The organism is Comamonas sp. wu1-DMT (genome assembly GCF_040187805.1).
In the GTDB taxonomy this organism is placed as follows: domain Bacteria; phylum Pseudomonadota; class Gammaproteobacteria; order Burkholderiales; family Burkholderiaceae_C; genus Comamonas; species Comamonas thiooxydans.
Map to the genome: position 1 here is coordinate 102814 of NZ_JBANEM010000015.1, position 22501 is coordinate 125314.

Annotated in this window: 22 protein-coding genes and 1 pseudogene; 10 read left to right on the plus strand and 13 right to left on the minus strand. The window is 59.0% G+C overall.

Annotated elements, in window-relative coordinates:
* The first annotated feature begins 4 nt into the window (after positions 1-4).
* The 5 genes from fdxH (at position 5) to V8Z78_RS20035 (ending at position 4750) form a co-directional block, all read left to right on the plus strand.
* A complete protein-coding gene (gene fdxH / locus V8Z78_RS20015; RefSeq protein ID WP_349731966.1) occupies positions 5-916 on the plus strand; it encodes a formate dehydrogenase subunit beta in 912 nt (303 codons plus the stop codon).
* Positions 913-1572: a formate dehydrogenase subunit gamma gene (locus V8Z78_RS20020; protein WP_046462335.1), complete on the plus strand. Its 660-nt coding sequence runs from the start codon at positions 913-915 to the stop codon at positions 1570-1572. Before fdxH ends, V8Z78_RS20020 begins: the two co-directional genes overlap by 4 nt.
* Positions 1569-2528, plus strand: coding sequence for a formate dehydrogenase accessory protein FdhE (fdhE, locus tag V8Z78_RS20025; protein WP_046462334.1), 960 nt, complete (start codon positions 1569-1571; stop codon positions 2526-2528). Before V8Z78_RS20020 ends, fdhE begins: the two co-directional genes overlap by 4 nt.
* A 569-nt stretch (positions 2529-3097) precedes the next feature.
* A complete protein-coding gene (locus V8Z78_RS20030) occupies positions 3098-4072 on the plus strand; it encodes a magnesium and cobalt transport protein CorA (protein ID WP_349731980.1) in 975 nt (324 codons plus the stop codon).
* A 483-nt stretch (positions 4073-4555) separates the two neighbouring features.
* Entirely contained in the window at positions 4556-4750 is a 195-nt protein-coding gene (locus tag V8Z78_RS20035; protein ID WP_502878866.1) for a tyrosine-type recombinase/integrase, read from the plus strand.
* Between the two features lie 108 nt (positions 4751-4858).
* On the opposite strand, the gene V8Z78_RS20040 is transcribed toward V8Z78_RS20035, so the two are convergent.
* The 8 genes from V8Z78_RS20040 to V8Z78_RS20075 all read right to left on the minus strand — a co-directional run bounded on the left by V8Z78_RS20040 (position 4859) and on the right by V8Z78_RS20075 (position 12573).
* Positions 4859-5563 carry a 3-oxoacid CoA-transferase subunit B gene (locus tag V8Z78_RS20040; protein ID WP_349731967.1) on the minus strand — a complete coding sequence of 235 codons (705 nt, stop codon included), beginning with the start codon at positions 5561-5563 and terminating at the stop codon, positions 4859-4861.
* Positions 5564-5566: 3 nt separating this feature from the next.
* Positions 5567-6283: a 3-oxoacid CoA-transferase subunit A gene (locus tag V8Z78_RS20045; protein ID WP_349731968.1), complete on the minus strand. Its 717-nt coding sequence runs from the start codon at positions 6281-6283 to the stop codon at positions 5567-5569.
* Positions 6284-6412: 129 nt separating this feature from the next.
* A complete protein-coding gene (locus tag V8Z78_RS20050) occupies positions 6413-7375 on the minus strand; it encodes a SphA family protein (protein WP_349731969.1) in 963 nt (320 codons plus the stop codon).
* Between the two features lie 155 nt (positions 7376-7530).
* On the minus strand, positions 7531-8601 hold the full coding sequence (locus V8Z78_RS20055) for an alpha/beta hydrolase family protein (RefSeq protein WP_349731970.1): 1071 nt from the start codon (positions 8599-8601) through the stop codon (positions 7531-7533).
* Positions 8598-10271 (minus strand): bifunctional 3-(3-hydroxy-phenyl)propionate/3-hydroxycinnamic acid hydroxylase MhpA, encoded by a 1674-nt coding sequence (mhpA, locus tag V8Z78_RS20060; RefSeq protein WP_349731971.1) that lies wholly within the window; start codon positions 10269-10271, stop codon positions 8598-8600. Before mhpA ends, V8Z78_RS20055 begins: the two co-directional genes overlap by 4 nt.
* Before the next feature lie 40 nt (positions 10272-10311).
* Positions 10312-11376, minus strand: a complete 1065-nt coding sequence (locus V8Z78_RS20065) for a maleylacetate reductase (protein ID WP_349731972.1) — start codon at positions 11374-11376, stop codon at positions 10312-10314.
* Positions 11377-11389: 13 nt separating this feature from the next.
* A complete protein-coding gene (locus V8Z78_RS20070; protein WP_349731973.1) occupies positions 11390-11692 on the minus strand; it encodes a Dabb family protein in 303 nt (100 codons plus the stop codon).
* Entirely contained in the window at positions 11689-12573 is an 885-nt protein-coding gene (locus V8Z78_RS20075) for an intradiol ring-cleavage dioxygenase (protein WP_349731974.1), read from the minus strand. Before V8Z78_RS20075 ends, V8Z78_RS20070 begins: the two co-directional genes overlap by 4 nt.
* A 121-nt stretch (positions 12574-12694) precedes the next feature.
* Between V8Z78_RS20075 and V8Z78_RS20080 the strand changes: the two genes are divergently transcribed.
* The 4 genes from V8Z78_RS20080 (at position 12695) to V8Z78_RS20095 (ending at position 16960) form a co-directional block, all read left to right on the plus strand.
* A complete protein-coding gene (locus V8Z78_RS20080; RefSeq protein ID WP_349731975.1) occupies positions 12695-13609 on the plus strand; it encodes a LysR family transcriptional regulator in 915 nt (304 codons plus the stop codon).
* A 1021-nt stretch (positions 13610-14630) separates the two neighbouring features.
* The gene (locus V8Z78_RS20085; protein WP_349731976.1) at positions 14631-15443 is read left to right on the plus strand and encodes a ScoMcrA-related endonuclease; all 813 of its coding nucleotides are present in this window, start codon (positions 14631-14633) and stop codon (positions 15441-15443) included.
* A 556-nt stretch (positions 15444-15999) separates the two neighbouring features.
* Positions 16000-16437 (plus strand): hypothetical protein, encoded by a 438-nt coding sequence (locus V8Z78_RS20090; RefSeq protein WP_349731977.1) that lies wholly within the window; start codon positions 16000-16002, stop codon positions 16435-16437.
* Between the two features lie 127 nt (positions 16438-16564).
* Complete coding sequence (locus tag V8Z78_RS20095) at positions 16565-16960, plus strand: hypothetical protein (protein ID WP_349731978.1); 396 nt, start codon at positions 16565-16567, stop codon at positions 16958-16960.
* A gap of 445 nt (positions 16961-17405) precedes the next feature.
* Here the strand turns inward: V8Z78_RS20095 and V8Z78_RS20100 are convergent, their stop codons facing one another.
* From V8Z78_RS20100 to V8Z78_RS20110, 3 genes are all read right to left on the minus strand, one after another.
* Entirely contained in the window at positions 17406-17861 is a 456-nt protein-coding gene (locus V8Z78_RS20100) for a hypothetical protein (RefSeq protein WP_046462325.1), read from the minus strand.
* A gap of 283 nt (positions 17862-18144) precedes the next feature.
* Positions 18145-18843: a hypothetical protein gene (locus V8Z78_RS20105; protein ID WP_003070020.1), complete on the minus strand. Its 699-nt coding sequence runs from the start codon at positions 18841-18843 to the stop codon at positions 18145-18147.
* Positions 18844-19345: 502 nt separating this feature from the next.
* Entirely contained in the window at positions 19346-20269 is a 924-nt protein-coding gene (locus V8Z78_RS20110) for a LysR family transcriptional regulator (protein WP_332295854.1), read from the minus strand.
* A gap of 87 nt (positions 20270-20356) precedes the next feature.
* On the opposite strand from V8Z78_RS20110, the gene V8Z78_RS20115 reads away from it, so the two are divergent.
* Positions 20357-20863, plus strand: a complete 507-nt coding sequence (locus V8Z78_RS20115) for a GNAT family N-acetyltransferase (RefSeq protein ID WP_034363247.1) — start codon at positions 20357-20359, stop codon at positions 20861-20863.
* 229 nt (positions 20864-21092) lie between these two features.
* On the opposite strand, the gene V8Z78_RS20120 is transcribed toward V8Z78_RS20115, so the two are convergent.
* On the minus strand, positions 21093-21980 hold the full coding sequence (locus V8Z78_RS20120; protein ID WP_057092389.1) for a SphA family protein: 888 nt from the start codon (positions 21978-21980) through the stop codon (positions 21093-21095).
* A gap of 82 nt (positions 21981-22062) precedes the next feature.
* Positions 22063-22501: pseudogene (mhpE, locus tag V8Z78_RS20125) on the minus strand (4-hydroxy-2-oxovalerate aldolase); the annotation flags it as partial.

A 22501-nucleotide genomic window follows, 5' to 3' on the forward strand; every position in this document is an offset into this window, starting at 1 on the left:
ACCCATGACTATGCAATCCCAAGATATTGTGCGGCGCTCGGCCACCAACGACCTCACGCCCGCCGCCCGCGCACGCGACCACAAAGACGATGTCGCCAAGCTGATCGATGTAAGCATCTGCATTGGCTGCAAAGCCTGCCAGGTCGCTTGCAGCGAATGGAACGATCTGCGCGACGACGTGGGTGAGAACTTCGGCGTGTACGACAACCCACGCGACCTCTCGCCCCAGAGCTGGACGCTGATGCGCTTTGACGAGCATGTCAACGAACAAGGCAAACTGGAATGGCTGATCCGCAAGGACGGCTGCATGCACTGCGAAGACCCAGGCTGCCTCAAGGCCTGCCCGCAACCCGGCGCTATCGTGCAGTACGCCAACGGCATCGTTGATTTTCAGTCCGAGCATTGCATCGGCTGTGGCTACTGCGTGGCCGGCTGCCCCTTCGATGTGCCACGTATCAGTAAGGAAGACAACAAGGCCTACAAGTGCACGCTGTGTTCCGACCGCGTGGCCGTGGGTCAGGAGCCGGCCTGCGTCAAGACCTGCCCCACCGGCGCTATCAGCTTTGGCACCAAGGACGACATGCTGCTCAAGGCCGAAGGCCGTGTGGAAGAGATGAAGACCCGGGGCTTTGAAAACGCCGGCGTCTACAACCCGCAAGGCGTGGGCGGCACCCATGTGATGTATGTGCTGCACCACGCCGATCAGCCCGAGCTCTACCACAAGCTGCCCAAAGATCCCCAGATCAGCAGCGTAGTGCGGGGCTGGAAAGGCTGGTTCAAGCCACTAGCAGCACTCGGCTTCGTGACTGCCTTGGCAGGAGCTGCCGCTCACTACATCACCACCGGCCCCAACGAAGTCGACGATGACGATGAGGAGGGTGATCACACATCCACCTCGAAGGGAGAGAAGGCATGAAAAAAGACCGCATGATTTTGCGCACCCCCTTACCTGACCGTTTGTGCCATTGGGCCATGGTGGTGTGCTTCTTCCTTGTCGCTATGTCAGGGCTGTCCTGGGTGTTTCCCAGCTTGAACTGGCTCAATGGCGTCTTCGGCACCCCACAGATGGCGCGGGTCTTACATCCCTTCTTTGGCATTGTGGTGTTTCTGGCGCTGGTCTATTTGTTTGTCCGGTTTGTGAAATACAACCTGTTCGTCAAGGAGGACCGCATCTGGGCAGACAACGTCAAGTCCGTCATTGCTGGCGATCACAGCAAGCCACTGCGTATTGGTAAGTACAACGCAGGCCAAAAATTCCTGTTTTGGGGAATCATGACGCTGATCAGCGTGCTGCTGCTCACAGGTCTGGCCATTTGGCGTGCCTACTTTGCTCACCTGTTCCCCATCCCTGTGCTGCGCATTGCGTTACTGCTGCATGCGGTTGCAGGTGTTGGACTGATCTTACTGATCATCGGCCACATCTATCTGGCTTTCTGGGTCAAAGGCTCCATCCGTGGCATGGTTACGGGCTACGTAAGCCATGCTTGGGCACGTACCCATCATGACCGTTGGCATCAAGAAATCAGCAACAAAAACGCTGAGAACAAGGCAAAAATCAAAGGAACACGATGAGTATTCAAATCGTTCCTGAATCAGAACGCTCACCTGGAGTGGGGGAGATCGCGGCCTTGCAACTTCCCTCCGCCAAGCTTCCCTACACACAGCGATCCAGCCGTCTGCAAGCACTTGCACAGGATCATGCGATGGCGGACTATCTGCTATGGGCAGCGGACCTCGTCAACGCACAACAGACCACCGCGCAAGCTCTACCTCTGCCAGAGGAGGAAAGCCAATATCTTGGTGCTGCCTTGCAGCAGAGCAAGAAAGCGCCATTGAACTCGGCCAAATGGAAGCGATCTGTTCATTGGCAAGCACTGCTGGAACAGTTTCTGGTGCAACTGACCGAGCAGCCGCGCATGCATACCAGCGCGGTACAAAAGGCACTGCAAAGTCTGCAGTCTGCAGACGTCAAGCAGCGCGAAGTGTGGGCAGATGCCCTGCTCACCGCGTTGCGTGGCGAAGAACTGGCTGATGTTGCATCATTGCCGGAGCCTGGTATTGCACAGTTGTTGTGGTGTGCGTTGTCCATGTACTGGCGCCAGCTAAGCAGCCAGTTGCCAGCGTCTGGGCAGGCGGAAATGGGTGACCTCAACCATCTCTGCCCCGTGTGCGGCCATGTTCCTACTGGCAGCCTAGTACAAGGTGGTGCTCAGGCTGGTCTGCGCTACCTGCAATGCAGTTTGTGTGAATGCCAATGGCATGTGGTCCGCACTACCTGCACCAACTGTGACAGCACGGGTGCTTTGGACTACTGGTGCTTGGAAAGCGAAAAAGCGCCAATCAAAGCAGAGAGCTGCAATGGCTGCCACACCTACCTGAAAGCGTTCTACCAGCAGCTGGATCACCAGCTTGAACTCATAGCCGACGATTTGGCTAGCCTTGCCCTTGATGCTGAAATGGAAGAAAAAGAGCTAGCACGCAGTGGGGTCAACCCATTGATGTTGCCTGCACTCAATGTTCCAAGCTAGGTAACACGGACTCCTCCAAGTAACTTGGCTATCTTGAGGAGAGACTAACAGCCCATCTGCAGATAACTCTGCGATGGGTTGTGTCGGCAGACTTGGTTCGTCCATCCTCAACCTGACAGTTTTTAAGCCATGATTAGACTTGTGACGAAGCCCCCAACGCAATGACTGCTCTGAGCATCAGCAGTCATTCGGATTTCTGCTGCGTGCGGCAGCAATCAGCTTGAAGCAGTCGGCCAAGCAGCCTTCGCGAACGGCTGCTCCTGGCCGAGAGCACCATCTCGTCGTTGCCTCCGACAGCAGTCCTTCAAGCCGTTGTTGCCCAGCTGAATCCACAGCCGACAATGGCCTGCAGAGCGCCTACTCCAAGCGTCAGTTCACTTGGCTCTGGCCACTCGACCCCGCTCCCGGCAACCAGCCAGTTTTGCTGTCACAACAGCACCGGTGGAAGAAAGGACGTTGAACAACACTGGTCCACTCCCCCAAGCCCAGGCATTGTCTGTCTATCGTTGGCCTCTGCCGTGTTGCGGCATGGCACCATTGAACCCTTCGATTGTGGAAAGAGGATCTCGATGCTGATCAATTGCGTGGCCTACGAAAAGGGATCCAAGCTGGCAGATATCGCTGTCGCCGATATCAGCGAGTACATCGCAAGGCCCGACTGCTTTGTCTGGGTGGCCTTGTCCGATGCGACGTCGGCTGAGCTGGACGAAATGCGTGCAGAGTTCAACCTGCACGAACTCGCCGTGGAGGATGCCAGCCACGGACACCAAAGGCCCAAGATCGAGGAATACGGCCAGTCCCTCTTCGCCGTCATGCATCTTCTGGAGCCTGATACCGCTCAACCCGGCCAGTTCAACCTGGGCGAGGTGGATGTGTTCATCGGCTCCAACTACGTTCTGTCGGTCCGCAATCGCAGCAAGCAAGGTTTTCTGGGGGTGCGGGGTCGCTGCGAGAAAGAGCCCGAACTACTTAAGCACGGCTCAGGCTTTGTCTTGTATGCGCTGATGGACGCAGTGGTTGACCGCTACTTCCCCATCATCGAAGCCCTGGAAGCCGAGCTGGAAACGGTCGAGCTGCAGATTTTCACGCAGCGAGCTGCACGCGAGAGCATCAAGCAGTTGTATGGGCTGAAACAACGTGTCATGATCCTCAAGCACGCGGTTGCTCCATTGCTGGAGGCCGTGAGCAAGCTCCACGGTGGACGTGTACCCCAGGTCTGCGCGGGATCGCAGGACTACTTCCGCGACGTAGCTGACCACCTGGTTCGCATCAACGGTCTCATCGAGGGAATGCGCGACACCATAGCGACGGCGATGCAGGTCAACCTCGCGCTGGTCACAATCGATGAAAGCGAAGTCACCAAACGACTGGCAGCCTGGGCAAGCATCTTTGCAATCTGTACCGCCTTTGTAGGCATCTGGGGAATGAATTTCGAGCATATGCCAGAGCTGAAGTGGCAGTACGGCTACCCTGTTGCACTGCTGCTGATTGTTTGCGTGTGCAGCTATGTCTACTACCGCTTTCGCCGGGCCGGCTGGCTATGACACCAGCTTGGATCCGTACTCGGTACATCCTTTTGGATGCAGTCATCCGCAAAAAACCATGATCGAGCCGCAGCAGCGCCAATCACTCCGCCCAGGCATTTCCAACAATTCCCGTCGCACAAGCCGCGCAGCTAAAGCCCATTGTCCCCGTTCTGCCGTCGCGGCTTGATGAAGTTGACCATGGGCGGGAATGGCCTGGAACAGCCGTTCTGGATATTTCCAGTGCTGATTGCTTTAGGCTGATCTGAGCCATTCACGGTCTGGTGCTTGAGCGGCAGCAATTGCCAACACCAGCCGTTGAAGGCTGCCTGTCCTGAATGACCGCTTCACGCTCGGGACCGGCAGCAGCTCAGACATGGCAGTCGATCCACTGAGAAGTTGTTTGTAAGCAGTGGTCGGTATCCTGATTATCGCTACTAGCAACTGCGGCGAATGGTGGGTCGGTACGGCTCGCAATGCGGCTTATGAGTAACGCCCCATCAGCTGCGACATGCTTTTGCGACACGCCTGTACCAGGGCAGGTCACCCCTGGAAACGGTCAAGATGCTGCTGGGCCACGAGCATGTGGCGACTACAGCGCATTTCGTGGCCAGGTTCCACGAGGATGATCGCGCGCTGGTGGCCAAGGACGATCCGCGCAGTCACCAATACAAGGCATTCAAGCGCTGGCAGCCTTGATGCGGATGCTTCAATCCGGGGGCATGCGGGCGTTTTCGATGCGATTGAGCATTTAAAGAGAAGGCTGTCGATGACAGCATAAGTCTTCATGTGCAGTGCCGATGGCACCTACGACAAGCCTGCCTCCGTAATAGCGCTTGTGGAGCATGTGCGTGGTGACTTATTGAGGAGAGGCCGGATGCTCAGGCCAGTCATGGCTTCGAGTTCAAACTGAGACAGTCCCGGCACTACATCGATCAAACGCAAGCCTTGTGGTGTGCACTCCAGCGTGCACAAGTCGGTGTAGATGCGCTTGACACAGGCAAGGCCGGTGATCGGATAGCTGCAGGCCTCGACCACCTTGCATTCGCCGGCCTTGGTCAGCAGGTCCATCATCACCCAGGTGGATTTGGCGCCCACGGCCAGATCCATGGCACCACCCACGGCGGGAATGGCACCGGGCTCGCCGGTGCTCCAGTTGGCGAGATCGCCCGTGGCGGATACCTGGAAGGCGCCGAGCACCGAGATATCGAGATGGCCGCCGCGCATCATGGCAAAGCTGTCGGCATGGTGGAAGTAGCAGCCGCCCGGCAGCAGGGTCACGGGCTGCTTGCCGGCATTCGTCAGGTCATAGTTTTCCAGCCCTTCGGCGGGTGCCGGGCCCATGCCCAGGATGCCGTTCTCGCTGTGCAGAATGACTTCGCGGCCTGCGGGAATGTAGTTGGCCACCTGCGTTGGCATGCCGATGCCCAGGTTGACGTAGGCGCCGTCGAAGATGTCCTCGGCCACGCGCCGGGCCAGCTCCTGTTTGCTGCGTTTCTGGTACTTGCTCATGTCTTACGCAGCCTTCCTGAAGCCGCCGGCCTGGGTGGCCACGCGGGGCACCTTGACCACTTTGCTCACGTAGATGCCGGGGGTGACCACGGCTTCGGGGTCGAGCTGGCCCAGTTCCACGATCTCGTGCACCGTGGCCACGGTGAATTTGGCCGCCGTGGCCATGACGGGGCCGAAATTGCGTGCCGCCATGCGGTAGGTCAGGTTGCCCCAGCGGTCGCCTTTTTCGGCCTTCACCAGCGCCACGTCGCCGTGGATCGGGTACTCCAGCACATAGTGCTTGCCGTTGATTTCGCGGGTTTCCTTGCTGGAGCCGTCTGCGTTGCGGGCCAGCTCGGTGCCGTAAGCCGTGGGGCAGAAGAAGGCACCTATGCCGGCGCCTGCGGCGCGCATGCGCTCGGCCAGATTGCCCTGGGGCACGAGTTCCAGCTCGATCCGGCCAGTGCGGTAGAGCTCATCGAACACCCAGCTGTCCACCTGGCGTGGAAAGCTGCAGATGATCTTGCGCACCTGGCCGCTCTTGAGCAATGCGGCAAGGCCCGCGTCGCCGTTGCCGGCATTGTTGTTGACTACGGTGAGGTCGCGTGCGCCGTGGGCGATCAGACCATCGAGTAGCTCTGTAGGGTTGCCTGAGGTACCAAAGCCACCAACCAGTACAGTGGCGCCATCTTGGATGCCTGCCAAGGCCTCGGCGATTGAGTCAGAAATCTTATTAATCACGTAGGTATTCTTTGCTAGCGCAGTTAACAATTTTGTGGATTGTTCGCTGCTTCAAATAGAGAGCGCTCTCTTGCTGGTGCAGAGGTGGCGGCTTGGCGCCCACTCCAGGGAAAATCGTGGCCGCAGCCCCTAGAACACCCAAGACGCCCTCATTGCCACCTGTGTGCCCTGCACACGATTGCGTGCCCCAAATTCTTTGTAGACGTGCACGTACACCAGCGGCAGATGGCGCTTGGGGCCGAAGAAGCCAATGGCAGGGCCCAGTGCATTGACGCGCGCCCGATTTCCGTCCACAACGTTCGGGCCTTTGTCGTCGGTGATTTGGCGGTAGACATAGCCTGCCGCGCCGAACGTCCAATCGCCTGCGTGCTGACCAATGCCGAAGTCTTGCTGGACTTCCACGCCCGAGCGGTAGTCGGTGGCGGGATTGCGGCCATTGAAATTCACCTGAGTGCTGCCCGAGAATTCGAGGCCGCCGGCTGTGAGATAGGTGAACTGGAAATTGGGCTGGATGGTCCAGTGGTTGGCACCCGCGTTGAATGTGCGACTCTTGTCGTAGGCGCCTGTTGGCAGTTGGATCATCAGCCCTGCATTGGTGAACAGGCCTTCGGCAGGTTTCCACTGAATGACAACGGGATACAGTTGTACGTCCCCTACGCCTTGATTGGACCCGGACTGCTGGAGTGTTCCTCCTGGTGTCGGGATACGCAAGCCAAGCGAGCCGTTCGCTACGACGGGAACCACCACGCCATAGGCATATTTGCCACCGAGCAGGTCCTTGTCTGTCATTTTCATGCCCGCGAAGACAATCGCGTCGACCTTGAGGTCGGGCTTGACTGGGCTGACGTTGCCAGCGCTGTCGCGCAACTGGGTCGCCCGGGTGCTGACCACGCGGATGGCAACGGCTCCCACATCGCTCACCGGCGGAAGCATACCGGAGCCGAAGTCATATACACCAGGCGGTGTGATGGGACTACCGTTCTCAACGGCGAGGCTCGGCGCCGCATGCAGGGCAGCGAGCACCAGGCCTGCCCCCGTTGGCCGCAGGCGTGTCCGTTGATTCGCTTGGCGCTTTGAGTGAAGGTTCGGCATACATGTCTCCTTTGGAATAGTTTTGGGCAAGGCTCCGCCACACCCCGGTCAAAAGGGGGCATCAGTCGCTTGGATGGAGTAGCGTCACACGAAGGCCGAAAGGCCTTCGAGGCGCATGGCTGTACCGGTGTGCGGGCTTGGTTGGCGGGATAGGGTCAGTCGCCGCAGAGCCTCTGGGCAAACCAGTCCGCTACGAAGGCGGTGCGCTCGGCTGCATGGTTGTAAAGCGTGTGCTCGCCGTCGTCCCAGACGCGCAGAGTGACGTCTGAGCTGTCCGCTCCGTCCAGAAAGGGTTGCAGATCCTCTGGCTTTACCAGCGGATCGGCTCCCCCGTGCAGCACTAGCAATGGGCAGGCGATGCGGTCGCGCTCCGGACGGAAGCTCATCCGTTGGAAGTTCTGGCCAATGGCGGCCTCGTCGTCGGTGCCAAGCATGGCGCCGGCCTGCTCGGCAAAGGTGCGGAAGGGCAGGAGCGTTGGTGATGCCAGGCCGCCATTCACGCAACATGCCCGGACACGGGGATCAGCGGCAGCCGTTCGGGCCGACCACAGTCCACCCACACTGTTGCCCCAGATGCCAGGTGCGCCGAGCGAAGTGTCGTTCACGATGAAGCTGATGAACTGGCTATAGGCGGCCTCCATGTCCACGTCGACGAAGATGCCCTGGCGCATGCGTGTCTCGCCCTGGCCGGGCCCTTCGGCCAGCAGCGTGGCCAAGCCTCGCCGGGCCAGCGCGCGGGCGATCGGCAGGTAGGCCGTGCCCCAGCCGCTTTGCCCGCCGAAGACCAGCACCGTGCCGCGAGCTTGTGCCTCGTGGGGCCGCACCAGCCATCCCACTAGGTGGCCCGGGCCAAACGGCACTTCGACGCGCGTCATGCGGCCCTCGGACCATTTGCATAGCTGCCGTGCTGCCATGACCAGTTGGTCGTAGAGCGCACGCTTGCGAGGGGTGTCGTGGTTGAAGGCCATCTGCGCAAACAGCAGGTCAGCCAGCGCCGCAGACTGGGCTTCAACCGCCGTCACGTGGCAGCCTGCATTCGCGGCCTGGGCAGCGCGACTCAGTTGCGCCTGCGCCAGTGCCTCGGCTACCTGATCCCAATCCTCGCCGGCGCTGGTGCGCCGGAAAAGCGTCTGGGCGTCGGAGAACTCCATGCCGCAGTCGAGCAGCCGGGTCATCGGCATGGCGCGCTGGAAGGCCAGCGTGGCGGAAGCAATCGTGTCACTCATACCGTCTGCTCCGTGGACGATGTCATGGACGCCTGGCCTCCATGTGCAGCGTCGATCCAATGCAGCTTCAGGCGCAGGTCATCGACCAGGGCTGCAAGATTGCCCATGTGCTGCACCGAGCCGAAGGTGGCGAAGTCTGGGCGGCCGATGTAGGCCCGGATGCCGTGCTCGGCCATGAAGCCAGACATCTCGCCATCCAGCTCGAGCACGGCGCCGGGTACGTGCTCGTCCTTGGTCAGCACCACAGTGCGGCAGCCGAGTTGTTCGAGAAAGGCCTGCTGGCTGGGGCTCAGCAATGGCATCGGGTCTTCTTGGGCCACCAGCAGAAAGCCATGGCCCACCACATCGTCCAGCCGGCCTTCCCTGGCACCACGCCGCACTCGCGCCTGTGGCCCAGGGATGCCGGTAGAAGGCAGCAGGCTGCCATCGGCTTCGCGATGCACGACGCCGTTCTCCACCTTGGGGAAGGGCGGCATGGGAGGCATGGTGCGGGTGCGGAAAGCCTCATCGCGTGCCGCGGCCTTCTGTGGATCCTCTTCATTGGTGACCTGGCCGAGGAACAGCGACATCTCCATGATTTTCTGGGCATGCGGGCGGCGCTCTGCCTCGTAGCTGTCCAGCAGCACAGGCGATGCACGGCCGCTGAGCACCAGGTCGAGCTTCCAGGCCAGGTTGATGCCATCGCGCATGCCGGAACAAGCACCTTGGCCCATGTAGGGCATCATGGCATGGGCCGCGTCGCCGCCCAGGAGTACACGGTCTTCGCGCCAGCGATCAGCCATGCGGGTCTGGAAGGTATAGACCACATTGCGCAGGAACTTGAAGTCCTTCGGGCCGACACCATATTTTTCCTCTAACCACTGCCAACCCTTGGCCGGATCTTCCCATTCCTCGATGCTCTCTCCGTCCAGCAGGCGCACCTCGAATCGCGTGCGGTTGTCACCGATGGGCATGTACATGTGGCCGCGCGTCGGGTCGCAGAAGATGGTTAGCAGCTTGAAACGCTCGGCGGCATCCGACAGGTTTTCCGAATCCAGGTTCAGCCAGCGGTGCTTGTGGCCATAGTCGTTGCGCTCGATGCCCAGCGTGCGGCGCACGAAGCTGTTGGCCCCGTCGGCACCAATGACATAGCTTGCGGTGAAAGATCTGGGCGGCTCCGCCCATTGCGCATCGGATGATCCATTCTTCGCCTGGTTCGTGCGCTGGATAGACACCATGACCCTATCGTCTCTCTGCTTCAGAAAGACCGCCTCCCAACCGCGAAGCAACTCGACATTGGGCAGCGAGGCGACCCGGGCATGGATGGCGTCTTCGATGTCGGGCTGGTAGATGGAGTTATGTGCCGTATAGCCGCACTGCTTGCCTTTCCATTCCAACTCCAGCAGCAACTCGCCCTCAGCGTTGACGTAGTGGTAGGTGTGCAACGGCAGCGAATCGCGCATCGCCTGATCGATATCGCCGCTGGCCTGGACAATACGGGCCGCTTCTCCGTCAATGTGCGTCAGGCGTGGCAGACCATACATGGTGGGCCAGCGCTCCACCACGATCACCTTGTATCCAGCTTGGCCGAGCTGCGACGCGGCCACCAGTCCGGTAGGGCCGTAGCCGATGATGGCTACGTCGTATTCGCCGAAAAGGGCTGGCGAGGAATGTTCTTGTGGGGTGTCCATGGTTTTGTCTCCTGGTGAAATTGCTCTGTGATGGATGAACTCAATCGGGGCGTTTGCCATCGAAAGCCGCCTGCAGCACGGCACGCACGGCCGCACGATCTACCGGCCGCGGATTCCAATACGGACGCTCGGTGGCGATGGCAGCAGCGCGATCCAAGTTGGCCTCCGCCATGCCCAGGGCGCGCAGCGAGGTCGGTGCGCCGTTGTGGTGGGCGAGGTCCCACAGGCCTGCCGCCGCGCTGCCTGGTGTACCCAGGGCTTCGGCCATGCGGCGCATGGCGTCCTCGGCGTGGCGGGCATTGAAGTCCAGCACGTAGGGCAACACGACGGTGTGGGTCTGCGCATGCGGCAGGTTGAAGCTGCCGCCCAGCGTATGGCACAGCTTGTGGTGCAGCGCCATGCCGCCATGGGCCAGCACTGTGCCGCACAGCCAGGCCCCATACAGGGCCGAGCCTCGTGCTTCGAGGTCCGAGGGGTTGGAGCGGATGCCCGGTAGCCCGGCGGCGAGCGCACGGATACCCTCCTGGGCCATCAGTCGCGTGATCGGGTTGGCGTTGGCTGCATAGAGCCCCTCGGCTGCATGCGCGATGGCGTTGATGCCGCTGGTCACTGACATGTCCACGGGCAGTGTGAGCGTGAGTTCAGGGTCGTAGATGACGGTGCGGGGCAAGACCCGGGTATCGGTGCCGGTGCGCTTCTCACCATCCTGCGTGATGCCGTAGATGGGTGTCATCTCGCTGCCGGCATAGGTGGTCGGCACGGCCAGAATCGGCAAGCCGCTGTCCAGCGCAATGGCCTTGCCCAGGCCGATGGTGGAGCCGCCGCCAAAGGCGATGGCACAGTCGGCATTGCGTTCGCGCGCCACCTCGCGGGCCTCGCGGGCGGTCTCCATAGGCACATGCATCACTGCACGGTCGAACACCCCGGCCGAGCGCGCGCCCAGGCCTTGGGCGATGGCTTCGGCGCCCTGCCGCTGTTCCGGGGTAGACAGTACCAGGGCGCGCTGGGCGCCGAGTGCGTGCAACTCGGCCTCGAGTTGCTGCAGAGCTCCGACGCCAAAGACGACGCGACTTGGAAGCGCTTGGTAGACAAAAGATTGCGGCATGGAAGCTCCGATCTCAGTGACGCTGGTAATCAACCTGGTGGCGCGCGGTGCGCAGCGTGCCCAGTTCCTGGCGCACGCGCATATGTTCGGGGTGGGTGGCATAACCATCCAGTGCCTGCTGCGACTCGAAGTCCGCTACCAGTACCACGTCGCAGGCGTAGTCCACGGCGCTGTGGTCGAAACCAACCTCTATTTGCTGCAGACCGGGGATTCGTCCATGCAAACCTTCGAAGGCCTGCTTGACACGTTCCCTCGCCTGCCTTTGCTCCTGCGGTGAATCACCGGCGAGGCGCCACATGACGATGTGCCGGATCACGCCCGCACCTTGCCCTTGGGATTGAGCACGAAGTCGTACTGCAGCGTGTAAAAAGGCGCTTCGCAGCATGTGCCGTCTGGCGCAGTGCCCGGCTCATGGCGAATCCAGTCGGCCACCAGCGTCGAGCGCACACCGAATACGGCGTCTGAATCGAGGTAGGTGCCACCATCGCGGAAGACATGGGTGATCAGTCGCTCGTAGCCGGGTGCCACGATCATGAAGTGCAGGTGCGCGGGCCGCCAGGGGTGCCGGCCCAGCGCCTCCAGCATGTGGCCTACCGGGCCATCGTGCGGAATGGGGTAGGGCACGGCCAGGATGGAGCGGAAATGGAAGCGTCCTTCGGCATCGGTGCGCAGGCGCGCTCGAGCCCGGTGTTCGTGTTCGCCTGAGGCACCCGGAACCTGCACGTCGTAGTGCCCATCTTCGTCCGACTGCCACACGTCCATGAGGGCACCAGCCACGGGCTGGCCATCGAGTCCGCGTACCTGGCCACTCACGTAGCAAGGCTCGCCGCGCGCGCCATTGCTGATATCCGACCCCAGTGCCAGCTCAGGCGCTCCTTTGACAAAGAACGGCCCGAACACGGTGGACTCGGTGCAGGCCGGCGGCTTGGCGTTGTTCTGCGCCGTTACAAGGGTGGACAGTCCCAGGGTATCCGACAGCAGAATGAATTCCTGGCGCTTGTCGTCGGTGATGTGGCCCACGGCGGTCAGGAAGCCGATCGCCTGCTCCCACTCCGCCTCGGTCAGCTGCACCTCCCGGGCGAAGGAATGCAGATGCTGCACCAGGCTGGTCATGATCGTCCGCAACCGAGGGTTATTGCAGTCGACCATCGCGGCTATCACGGCCTGAGTGATGGTGTCTTCATTGATGTTGCGCATGTTGTTGTCTCCTGGTGCGATGGCTTCAGGTTTGGAATGACTGCATGATGCTTCATTGAAAGTGGAAGAAAAATACTTAAAATACAAATGTTATTTCCACCTACTGGAAGAATGATCGGGCATGGATCGCTGGACACAGATCGAACTGTTTGTGCAGGTTGCTGAACTGGGCAGCCTCACCAGGGCGGCGGAAAAGCTGGGGCTGTCCAATGCAGCAGCCAGCCGTTACCTGAGCGGCCTGGAGGAGCGTTTGGGGGCGCGCCTAGTGGAGCGCACGACACGCCGCCTGTGGCTGACGGATGCTGGGCGCAGCTACCATCAGCGCTGCAGCGCGATGCTGGCCGAGATGGGGGAGGCCGAAGCAGAGGTCAATTCGGCAACGGCTAACCCGAGCGGGGTGCTGCGAATCACGAGCTCGGTCTCGTTCGCCATGATCCATCTCGCGCCAGCGCTTCCGGAGTTCAGGCAGCGCTACCCGAAACTCACGGTCCAGATCACCGCGGCGAACCGGTATCCCGGCTTTATCGAAGCGGGCATTGATGTGGCCATCCGCACGCGTGAGCACGAAGGGGATTCAGGCATCACTGTGCGCCGCCTGGCGCAGATGCGGCGCGTGCTGGCGGCATCGCCCGCTTATATGACTGAGCATGGCCGGCCCAAGGAGCCGCAGGATCTCGCTGCGCATCAGATGCTGGTCTATAACCTGGCGAACGATCCGTATGTGCTGCACTTCCGTCGCCATGGGAAAAGCCGTGCCATAGACATCGCCCCCGCTCTGGACGCCAACGAAGGGCAGGTGATACGGGCGGCCGCCCTGGCCGGACTGGGTATCCTGATTCAGCCCCAGTACATCATTCACGACGACATCATCGCGGGCCGGCTGATCCCGGTGCTCTCCGAGTGGGAGTTGCCGCCCCTGACAATCAACATTGCCTACCAGAGTCGCCGCCACCAGCCGGCCAAGATCAAGGTCTTCACCGAGTTCATGGTAGAACGCTTCACGAAGCTTGATCTCGAAAGGAAGTGGGCATCATAGGCAGGGCGTTGTTCTCCGTTGTCCGCTCTTGAGCATACCCGTGCGGCTCAACAGCCAAAGGGTGGGCAGGCTCATGGCGTGCAGTTCATGGCTGACAAACACAGCGAGGTGCTAACTGCCCGCCGAGACAAGTAGGAAAGGTTCCACCATGACAGACCAACACAATGGCCCGCTGCTACTCACCGAACCAGCGGCTACAACAGACGAGTCGATGGGCATGGCGTGGTGGAATGAATTGGTGTTCTCGGTAAATAAACTCGTAAACAACGACCTAGCATCCATGCGGGTTTGAAGACTGGTAACTGGCGACTCTAAAGTCGTAAACAATTGGTCCCGCCTCTGTTGCGGGACTCCCTGGCCATTTTTCGCTCGGGGCCAGTTGCGTGTTGGCCAAGCTGAGGCTGATCTGAGTCATTCACGGTCCGGCATCTGAGCGGCAGGAACGGCGCACACCAGCCGTTGAATGCAGCCTATCCTTCACCCTCGGAACCCAGCCGCTCGATTGCACGGTTTGCCGTGTACTGGCTCGAAGGACCGCTTTCCCGTGCCCCGACAGGCTCGTGTCGACCCATTGCGGTCGCTCGCAAGATCACTGGCCAGCGTCTGCTCTGGGCGAGAGCGGTCACTCGACACTTGGCAATCTAGACAAAGTTTGGCCGCAAGTTTGCATGCCGGTTAGCGGTCGTTGGCGAGGGCCTGCGATCGACCCGAAGCGGCCGCATAAAGTCGGCAACAAATCGGCTAAAGCAGTCACTGACCTGCACGTCTTACGTGCCCATACCTTGGTTCCCTGGGCCTTAAATCCGGTAGTTTTAGATTGCGGGAGAGTCCGCCCACTATGCTCTGCCGGACCACTGTATGCCGCAGGCTAGGATACTGCTCAAAGAGGGAACGGATGGCAAACTCATTCACTATTTATTGGAGCGCTACGGGTTGGCAAGGCTTATCCCCGGGTGATCCACTCCGGGGTGCTGGCGGCTCACATTTCATCGGCAAGGTCAGTCCAGGCGATCGTGTGTATGTGACAAACATCGCGGGCGGAGTACTTCGTCTGCTGGGTGCCTTCACGGTGAGCAGGGTCACCAAGGCATCAGAGGGCCAGCCACCTGGCGTTAACTGGGAGGCGCAGGAGTACCTCTGGCCCGAAGTTGGCACGGCCACCGCGTTCGCTTTTCGAGAGTTGTCGCTTGAGTTAGTGAGCAGCTTGCGCTTCGAGGGTGGCGCGAATCGGGTGGCTATGGATCGGCATGTTTCCGGGCAGGTCGAGCGCAATGCGATGCGAGTAGTGCGCCGTCTAACGCCAGCGTCCGCGAAAGTTCTTGAGCAGGCTCTTGGTGTTGCCGCCGTCGAACCCGACATCTCCGGTGACCGCCGCAGCCAAGAACGCCTTCCTGCCGAACTGCTAAAGCAGGCTACCCCTGATCTGATTTTCGAAAGTGTGGTGGCCCTCTTGGATGACGCAGCACACGGATTCGGCGAGTCCACCGACTACGACCTCATCACAGATGAGGGCATGCGCCTTCCTCCGAAAGCAGTGTTCGGTCATGCTCTTTCTCGTGCACTCGGCCGCGAAATTCTGCCGAAGCACTTTTCCGGGGGAGAGGGCTCTGTTTGCTTTCGGCTTCTTCTGGAGGCCGGGTATCGCATCATCCCGAAGGACAGGATGCAACCAGAGGTGGCTGAGCTTGACCTCGATCGAGACGAGATCCCTGCCGAGGTGTATCCCGAAGGAGCAAAGACCCTGAAGCAACATGTCAGTCGCGAGCGCAAGCCTGCGGCGGCTCGGGCAAAAAAAAGCAGACTTCATCAGGAAGCACGGTCACTTGTTCTGTGAGATGTGTCGCACCGATCCTGTCGAAATCTTCGGCTCCGAACACGGAGAAGCCTGCATCGAGGTTCACCACGCGCGAGTTGAGGTGGGCCTCATGCCTGTGGGTCACGTGACCCGGCTAGAGGACCTGCAATGTCTCTGTGCCAACTGCCATCGCTTCGTGCATCGTCTGCTGCGCCGAGGTTTACCTATTCCAAGTGAATGAGCCCTTGCCGAGCCGACTTTGGCTGCGGTGTCTGGCCACCTTTCACATCCGCTAGCAGACGAATGGCCGGATTGCTGCGCGATCGATCCACGCCAGCGGCAGTTCCGCTTATGGCCGACTGGCGACGGGCTGTACTCGTTGAATGCCTATTCAAAACCGGACGCTCAAGGCGCTGCCCCGAAGGTCAGCTTTGCGGTGCTGTAATCATCCGTCGCTTGGGTCGGCTTCGGCTGTGGATTCAGCTGCTCAGTTTTTGGTGCATCAGATTACTTCAGACGTTATGCAATCGCTAAGGTTTTTGCTCTTTCAATTAACGGTATAAACGGTATATCCAGTTTTTAAGAGGTACACGTTTTGCCAGTCCGTAAACCGAAATCGACCAAGTCAAAGGCCATCACGGCAACAGAGGCCACCAGCACAGCAACAGTGCCCGAGGCTCCCAAAGTAGAAGCTCCGGCTCCAGCCCCCGTTGCGGTGGAAGCTCCCAAGGTTATCGATGCAAAATCCAAGAAACCGAAGCTGGTGCGCGATAGCTTCACCATTCCAAAGGATGAATACGAGGGTATCGATGCGCTGAAATTGCGCGCCGCCGCGCAAGGCCATCTGGCCAAGAAGAGTGAGTTGCTGCGGGCAGGTCTGAAGCTACTGTCCACTTTGGATGACAAGCAACTGCTTGTGGCTTTAGAGGCTGTGCCGTCGATCAAGACGGGACGTCCCGCCAAGTCAGAAGAGATAGACTCCAGCCCTCGCAAAGTGCCAGCGAAGTCCAAAAAAGCAGCTAAAGCGTCCTGAGTTCTTAGGTGAGAAATGTGGCAGGAAGTCCTGCCACACTGCGAACCATGAACGCCTACTTTCGCTAATGCAAGTGGTACGGAATCCAACCGCAAAGCAGGGTTTGGAGTTTAGCTAGAGGCACATCGTGCGATGGGGCAGCGAGGGCCAACTCTTCGAGTTGATGCAAAGCCATTGCGCGATTGATGCGCAGTTGTTTTGGGAGATGTTCCCCTCGATCCAGCAGCCTATTGATCTCGAACTGGTCGTGCTTGCGCAAGGCATGGACTATCTCATCCAGTCGCTGCGCGTACAGGTTGCTATTCTGCCTGCCATGCAGTGCCATGTCATGGACCGCGCGACACAATTCCAGCAGCTCAATATGCTGTGCATCGAGCGCAGGATCGCGCACGCTCATGCGGTGCGTCCATTGTGGGATGACCTTCATCGGCACACTCCTTGGTACCCAGCGCATCGCCATGGCGCGAAGACCACCTATCTCAATTTATGCGCTGCTTTCCCGGTTTATGTCACACCCGTGTGACGACTTCGAGAAGTTTTACCGATGCTTTCACTGAACAGTCGGCTCCCTTACTGCGTCAGGTGACTATCAACGTTGGATTTCCGCTTAGGGTTGATTGCTGGCCGACGCAAACGACTGCTATCGGGAACCTCTGGTTTGTGGCACTGCTCAATCAAGTCTGCCATTCGGCGACAGACCGCTCACAGCCTAATACAGTCACCTGTCGGCAGGTTGTCAGCGTCTGCTCCTGGCCGACTGACGACGGCCCGCACACGTTGACTGCCTGTCCTGAACCGGACGCTCAAGATGCAGCCCCGAAGCTCAGCTTTGCGGTGCTGCGCTCACCAGCAACTGGCCCGGCTTCGGCCATGAGCCGCCACTGATGAAATCAAGAAGCAGACATTCAACGCCTTAATTAAGCCGAGCCGCAAATCGGCTTCGGTTTGAATGAATTATTAGATCTGGCCTAGTAAATAACCAAATCTTGATTTGGAAGAATGCCGCATGGCCAGAACCCGGCGATGTAAAGCGTCACCACCTTGACCCAGAAGCCGGGCTGCTCTAGCAGTAGCTCGCGGGCCGCCATGCGTGCGGCGAATTGAGCGCCGGCAAGAGCAGCTTGTGCGTAGTCATCAGGGCCCTCGATAAGCACCGGATAGCTTTCGACTGATCGCTGCCCCACCAATACGGCTTTTACAAGAGACATCTCGGCAGCCCGGCGCTCGGGCCTGAGGCCGGCTGCATCTAGTTGATCTAGCTGCTTAAGGCCGTGAATAGGGTCTGGCTGGTCGCGACTGGTTGGCAGCCAATCCCAGCCAATAGCCAACTGGAGCCGTATAGCGCCCGGCTCACTGCGGAATTGGCCACACGCCGAGAACAGCTGAGCTGATCGCAGTCCGTCTTCGAGTTCTGAGAGAGTCATTGCAAGGTCTAATGCCCTAGTTAACCGGCGCCGGAGCACGAAGTGCGGAGGATACCGCGGCAGGCCATGAGAATGCCGAAGGCATGGCCTGCCGTGGCGTCCGCGTTGAATGACCAGTTCGGCTGGGAGCAGATGCTCTTCTGTTACTTAGGCGCATTCGCTAAATGCCCTCACTTGTTGCCAGACGTTTTCAAACTCCTGGTGAGCATTGAAAGGTATTCAGGTTCAGAAATGTTCAAAGGCCGATCTGCGAGAAACCCGAATGAATTGTTAGAGTGCATCTCTAGAAAGACAGAATGAAGGGGACTTTTGCAGCATGTCCACGCTCGATAACACTTGTGAAGATTGGCAATGCCCATTCAGCGGCCTCCTGAAAGGCAATCGAATCCTTCTTTCTATCGACAGGGAGAGAGAGCTCTTCATCCCATATCAGAGGTCGACCTTTTAGCTCGTTGAGTTCTCGAAGAAGTCGACCCGTTGAACCAATCATGATTTCACCATCCGTGAGCGCAGGAAACTTAAAGAGGAACTCGAAATCGCCAGGAAGCCAGACACCACCTTGAAGAATGGATCTGAAATGGAGGTTTTTATCGTCTTCTAGGATGCTTGCCATGGCTGTTCCACTCGCGTAGCTTTCAGGAAGAAGATAGGGGACGGAGAGGTTCGGCCTCTCCAAATGAGCTGCCCACTGTTGAATGGCCGAGTAGCCTTCCCAAGATGGACGGTTTGTATAGTACGGTTGAGTGTCTTCTTCGGACCACTCGATAGGGCCCAGGCCATGTGGTGCGAGTGCGGCATTGATGCCGCTTTTCCATGCATCTACAGCCGCTAGAACATCTTCTTTGCGAGGAGGGCCTTGATCTTCCCCTGCATAAATCATCCTGTATTCATTGCCGTCCATTCGAGCTTGAGCTTGAATGACGTTTTCCCATTCTCTGGTATGGAAGCGAACGAAAGTTCCTGCGTAAATATCAAATGCCATGAGTTCATCTTAAAGCCTGAATTAGGCCGAATGGCGGAGTGCAAACACAACAAGCCCTAGAACAACAGTATCCCAAGACCGGCAGCATCTATGGATAGTTTTGGCCGTTACCGTCGCCCATGTTTTCCATTTAACGGAACCGTCAGCATCACTGAATGCCATGGGCTTGGGCAAGCGATGGACCGCTTTGCGGTTGAAGGGTGACTGTCTCCTCTGGGTCGGCAGCACCAGTTCGCAGTTCACGAGAGCTGTCGTTCAATTGTCTTGTGCACTGCGTCCAGCCAGTTTCCGGTTTGAGGCGCACAGCGGACGTCTGGCCAGGTAGCAGGCCAACGTCTGGTATCTGAGGTAGCGGCCACAGACTTGCCAAATCTCAGCGGCTGTAGCCGGCCTTTAGCAGTCGGCGGAGACAAAGCGTTCAAAGGTCTGCTCATGGCCGAGATCCGCCAGAAATCTAGAGCAGCTTTCGACCCAAAAACGGTCAATCGCTCACACGCTTTAGTCACCCTTTTGGGCGCAATACGCTCTCGAGACGAGCGCGCATCCAGCGATGCCATGGACTGTTCAGATGCCGGTGCTGAAAATACACGTTCAGGGTGTATGACGGCACCTCAAAAGGTGCTTTGAAGATCGCAATCGCTGCCGATGCCTCCAACTGCAGTGCCGCCAGGCGGGGAAGGGTGATGAGCAAATCTGAATTCGCCACGATAAAAGGCGCGGCCATGACACTGGGCAGCTCTATCGCAATCTCGCGAGTCCACCCGCCCTTGCTCAAAGCGGAGTCTATGACGCCTTTCTCTTCCTGCCAGGGTTTCACGACGACATGGCGTTCCGCCAGATATTGCGGCATGGAGAGCCTCTTGCCGATGCGAGGATGACCTTTGCGTGCAACGACGACATAGGCATCGGTATGTCCTTGCAAGACCTCCACGCCTTCTTGCACGGGGCTGAATTCGTCTGAAAAACCCATGACGAAATGGGCTCCTTCTTGCACCAGGTCGCTGTAGGCATCCCGATGGCGCGAATGGACCACGCGCAGGCGCACATGAGGAGCCTCATGCTCGATCCTGGAGATCAACGCAGGCATCAAAGCAAAGGTGGTGAAGTCGGTCGCAGCGAAAGTGAATGACTGAGTGCTGCTGCCAGGAGCGAAGGCTGCAGGGTCGCCCAGCTGATCCGAAAGCGTATGCAGTGCCAGCGCAATTCCCTCCGCCATCTCGGTGGCTCGTGGTGTGGGTTGCATGCTGCTGCCTGTGCGAAAAAACAGCTCGTCACCCAATGCCTCCCGCAGTCGGGCCAGAGCATGGCTGCACGCCGAAGGGCTGATGGCCAGCTCATCGGCTGCCGCAACGACACTGCGGTGGCGAAACAGGGCTTCAAAGACCAGCAGCAGATTGAGATCGAGACGACGCAAAGCAGAGTGCATGATATGCAGTATGCAATGAAAACAATGCACTACATGCAGCACTCATTCCAATTAGCATCATGAAATTGATGATTGATGAGCCTTGAAATGACCTCCACCACGACACCAGATCTCACGTTCCGCCATGCCCAACCAGAAGACGCCGATCGCTGCTATGCCATCGAAGCCGGTGCCTACGAGGGTGATGAAGCAGCCACGCTTGCCAAGATCACCAAACGTATCCGTGAATATCCGCTTGGCTTTCTGATCATGGAACACGATGGACAGATCATTGGCTTCATCAACAGTGGCTGCGCCTACGAGGTGCGCATGTCTGATGAGGAGTTCAAGGAGCTGGTCGGGCATGACGCCGCCGCACCTAACGTGGTCATCATGTCCGTGGTGATCGATCCGGCTTTCCAAGGCCGCGGCTACGCCACCACCATGATGCATACCTTTGTCGAGCAGATGCGCGCCGAGGACAAGAGAACCATCCACCTGATGTGCAAGGAGCGGCATGTGGGGCTGTACTCTCGCCTGGGATTCCAGTACCAGTGTCTTTCGGAGTCAGACCACGGTGGCATGGCCTGGCACGAAATGGTCATGGCCCTGTGAACTGCACGAACTTCGAAGGCTCAAGGCCGCGGTCAACGACTGTTTCTTCTGGCGATCCAGGACTGTCGCCGATCGACTCGATGAAGACGGTCAGCTCGCAGCTAAGTTCAGCGGTGCCATGAGGCGTCCGCTTGGATGATGGGTTCGGTCTCACTTTGGCGCCAAGTGTGCAAGTTTGCGTTGCGACGATATGAGTACAAGCCATGAGCATCCTTGCGGTGGCTCTGGATCAGAGAGGGAATGCAGCTCTAAGCCATAGCGCATTGCCTTGAGCGCTATTTTTCATGTTCTTTTCGAACTGCCATTTGGCGGTTAGAAACCAACCGCGCCCGCTGTCATATTTGATGCTCGGTCCGATGGCCATCCCACTGGTTTTGCTGTTGGGCAACTCAACTCCCATTTGCTTGTCCAGTTGGGTCTGCTTTCGGTAATAGCCGCCCAGACCAAGTACCCAGCCATTTCCCAGCCCCCATCCAGCTGCATAGTCCAGGTGGAATTCTTGCCCCGATCGGTAATCAGTCGCCTTGTTCACGCTGTTGATGAGGTATCCCATGCGGAGGTCACCGTTGAAGCCTTGGCTGTTGAGATATGAAACAGCCAGAACTGGCTCCAAGGCAGAGTAGTTTCTGCCCAGGTTTGCAAGATCTCCATTCCGATAGCTTCCGGTTGGAAGCGTGACGTCCAGCCCAAGGATTGTGTGCAGGTTGGGCCCATAGTGATGACCCACGCCAAGGCCCATCGTGATGTCACCGAGCCCGCTTTTCTTTTGAGACTGGCCGCCCATCTTGGCTTCAACCTCCACCAGCGGCGCAAGCATGTGTGCAACGAGATCACCGCCCAGTACCGAAACTCCTGGAACCCAGATGACACGAGGAGTGATCGCTGTGGCACGAATCTTGAATCCAGGAATGCCTATCTGCTTTCCGGAGAAATCATTGAGCCGGTTGGCTTCGTAATGGTTCACGAAGGCGATCCCGTAAAGGCCTGGTGGGGGAAGCGCTCCCGCCACAAAGTTCTCCGCCCCGTTGGGGTAGACAGATCCTCCCCCTTCAGCAGCGTGCGCACTCGCTGCTGCAAATACAGAAGCGCAGATCAGAAGGTGAATTGCTTTATCCATGATGTCTCCTTTTAGAACGTGATTCGTTCTTTCTTGTGTGGATAGGTGGTTAATGTGGCGGCCAGCAGGAAGGGCGCGGAAATCAGCTTGCTGTTGCTTGGCGCGTTCTGAGCAAGTCCAAGGCGACGTCAACAATCATGTCTTCCTGCCCCCCGACCATGCGGCGCTTGCCCAGCTCCACCAAGATATCCACGGCCTTGAGTCCGTATTTGGCGGCAGCCACTTCAGCGTGACGCAGGAACGAGCTGTAAACGCCTGCGTAACCCAGTGCCAGCGTCTCGCGGTCCACGCGCACCGGACGGTCTTGCAACGGGCGCACGATGTCGTCGGCCGCATCCATGAGCTTGTAGAGATCGGTGCCGTGGTTCCAGCCCAGGCGTTCCGCGGCTGCGATGAACACCTCCAGCGGAGCATTGCCGGCGCCCGCGCCCATGCCGGCCAGGCTGGCATCCACGCGGTCGCAGCCTTCTTCCACCGCCACGATGGAGTTGGCCACGCCCAGGCTCAGGTTGTGGTGGGCA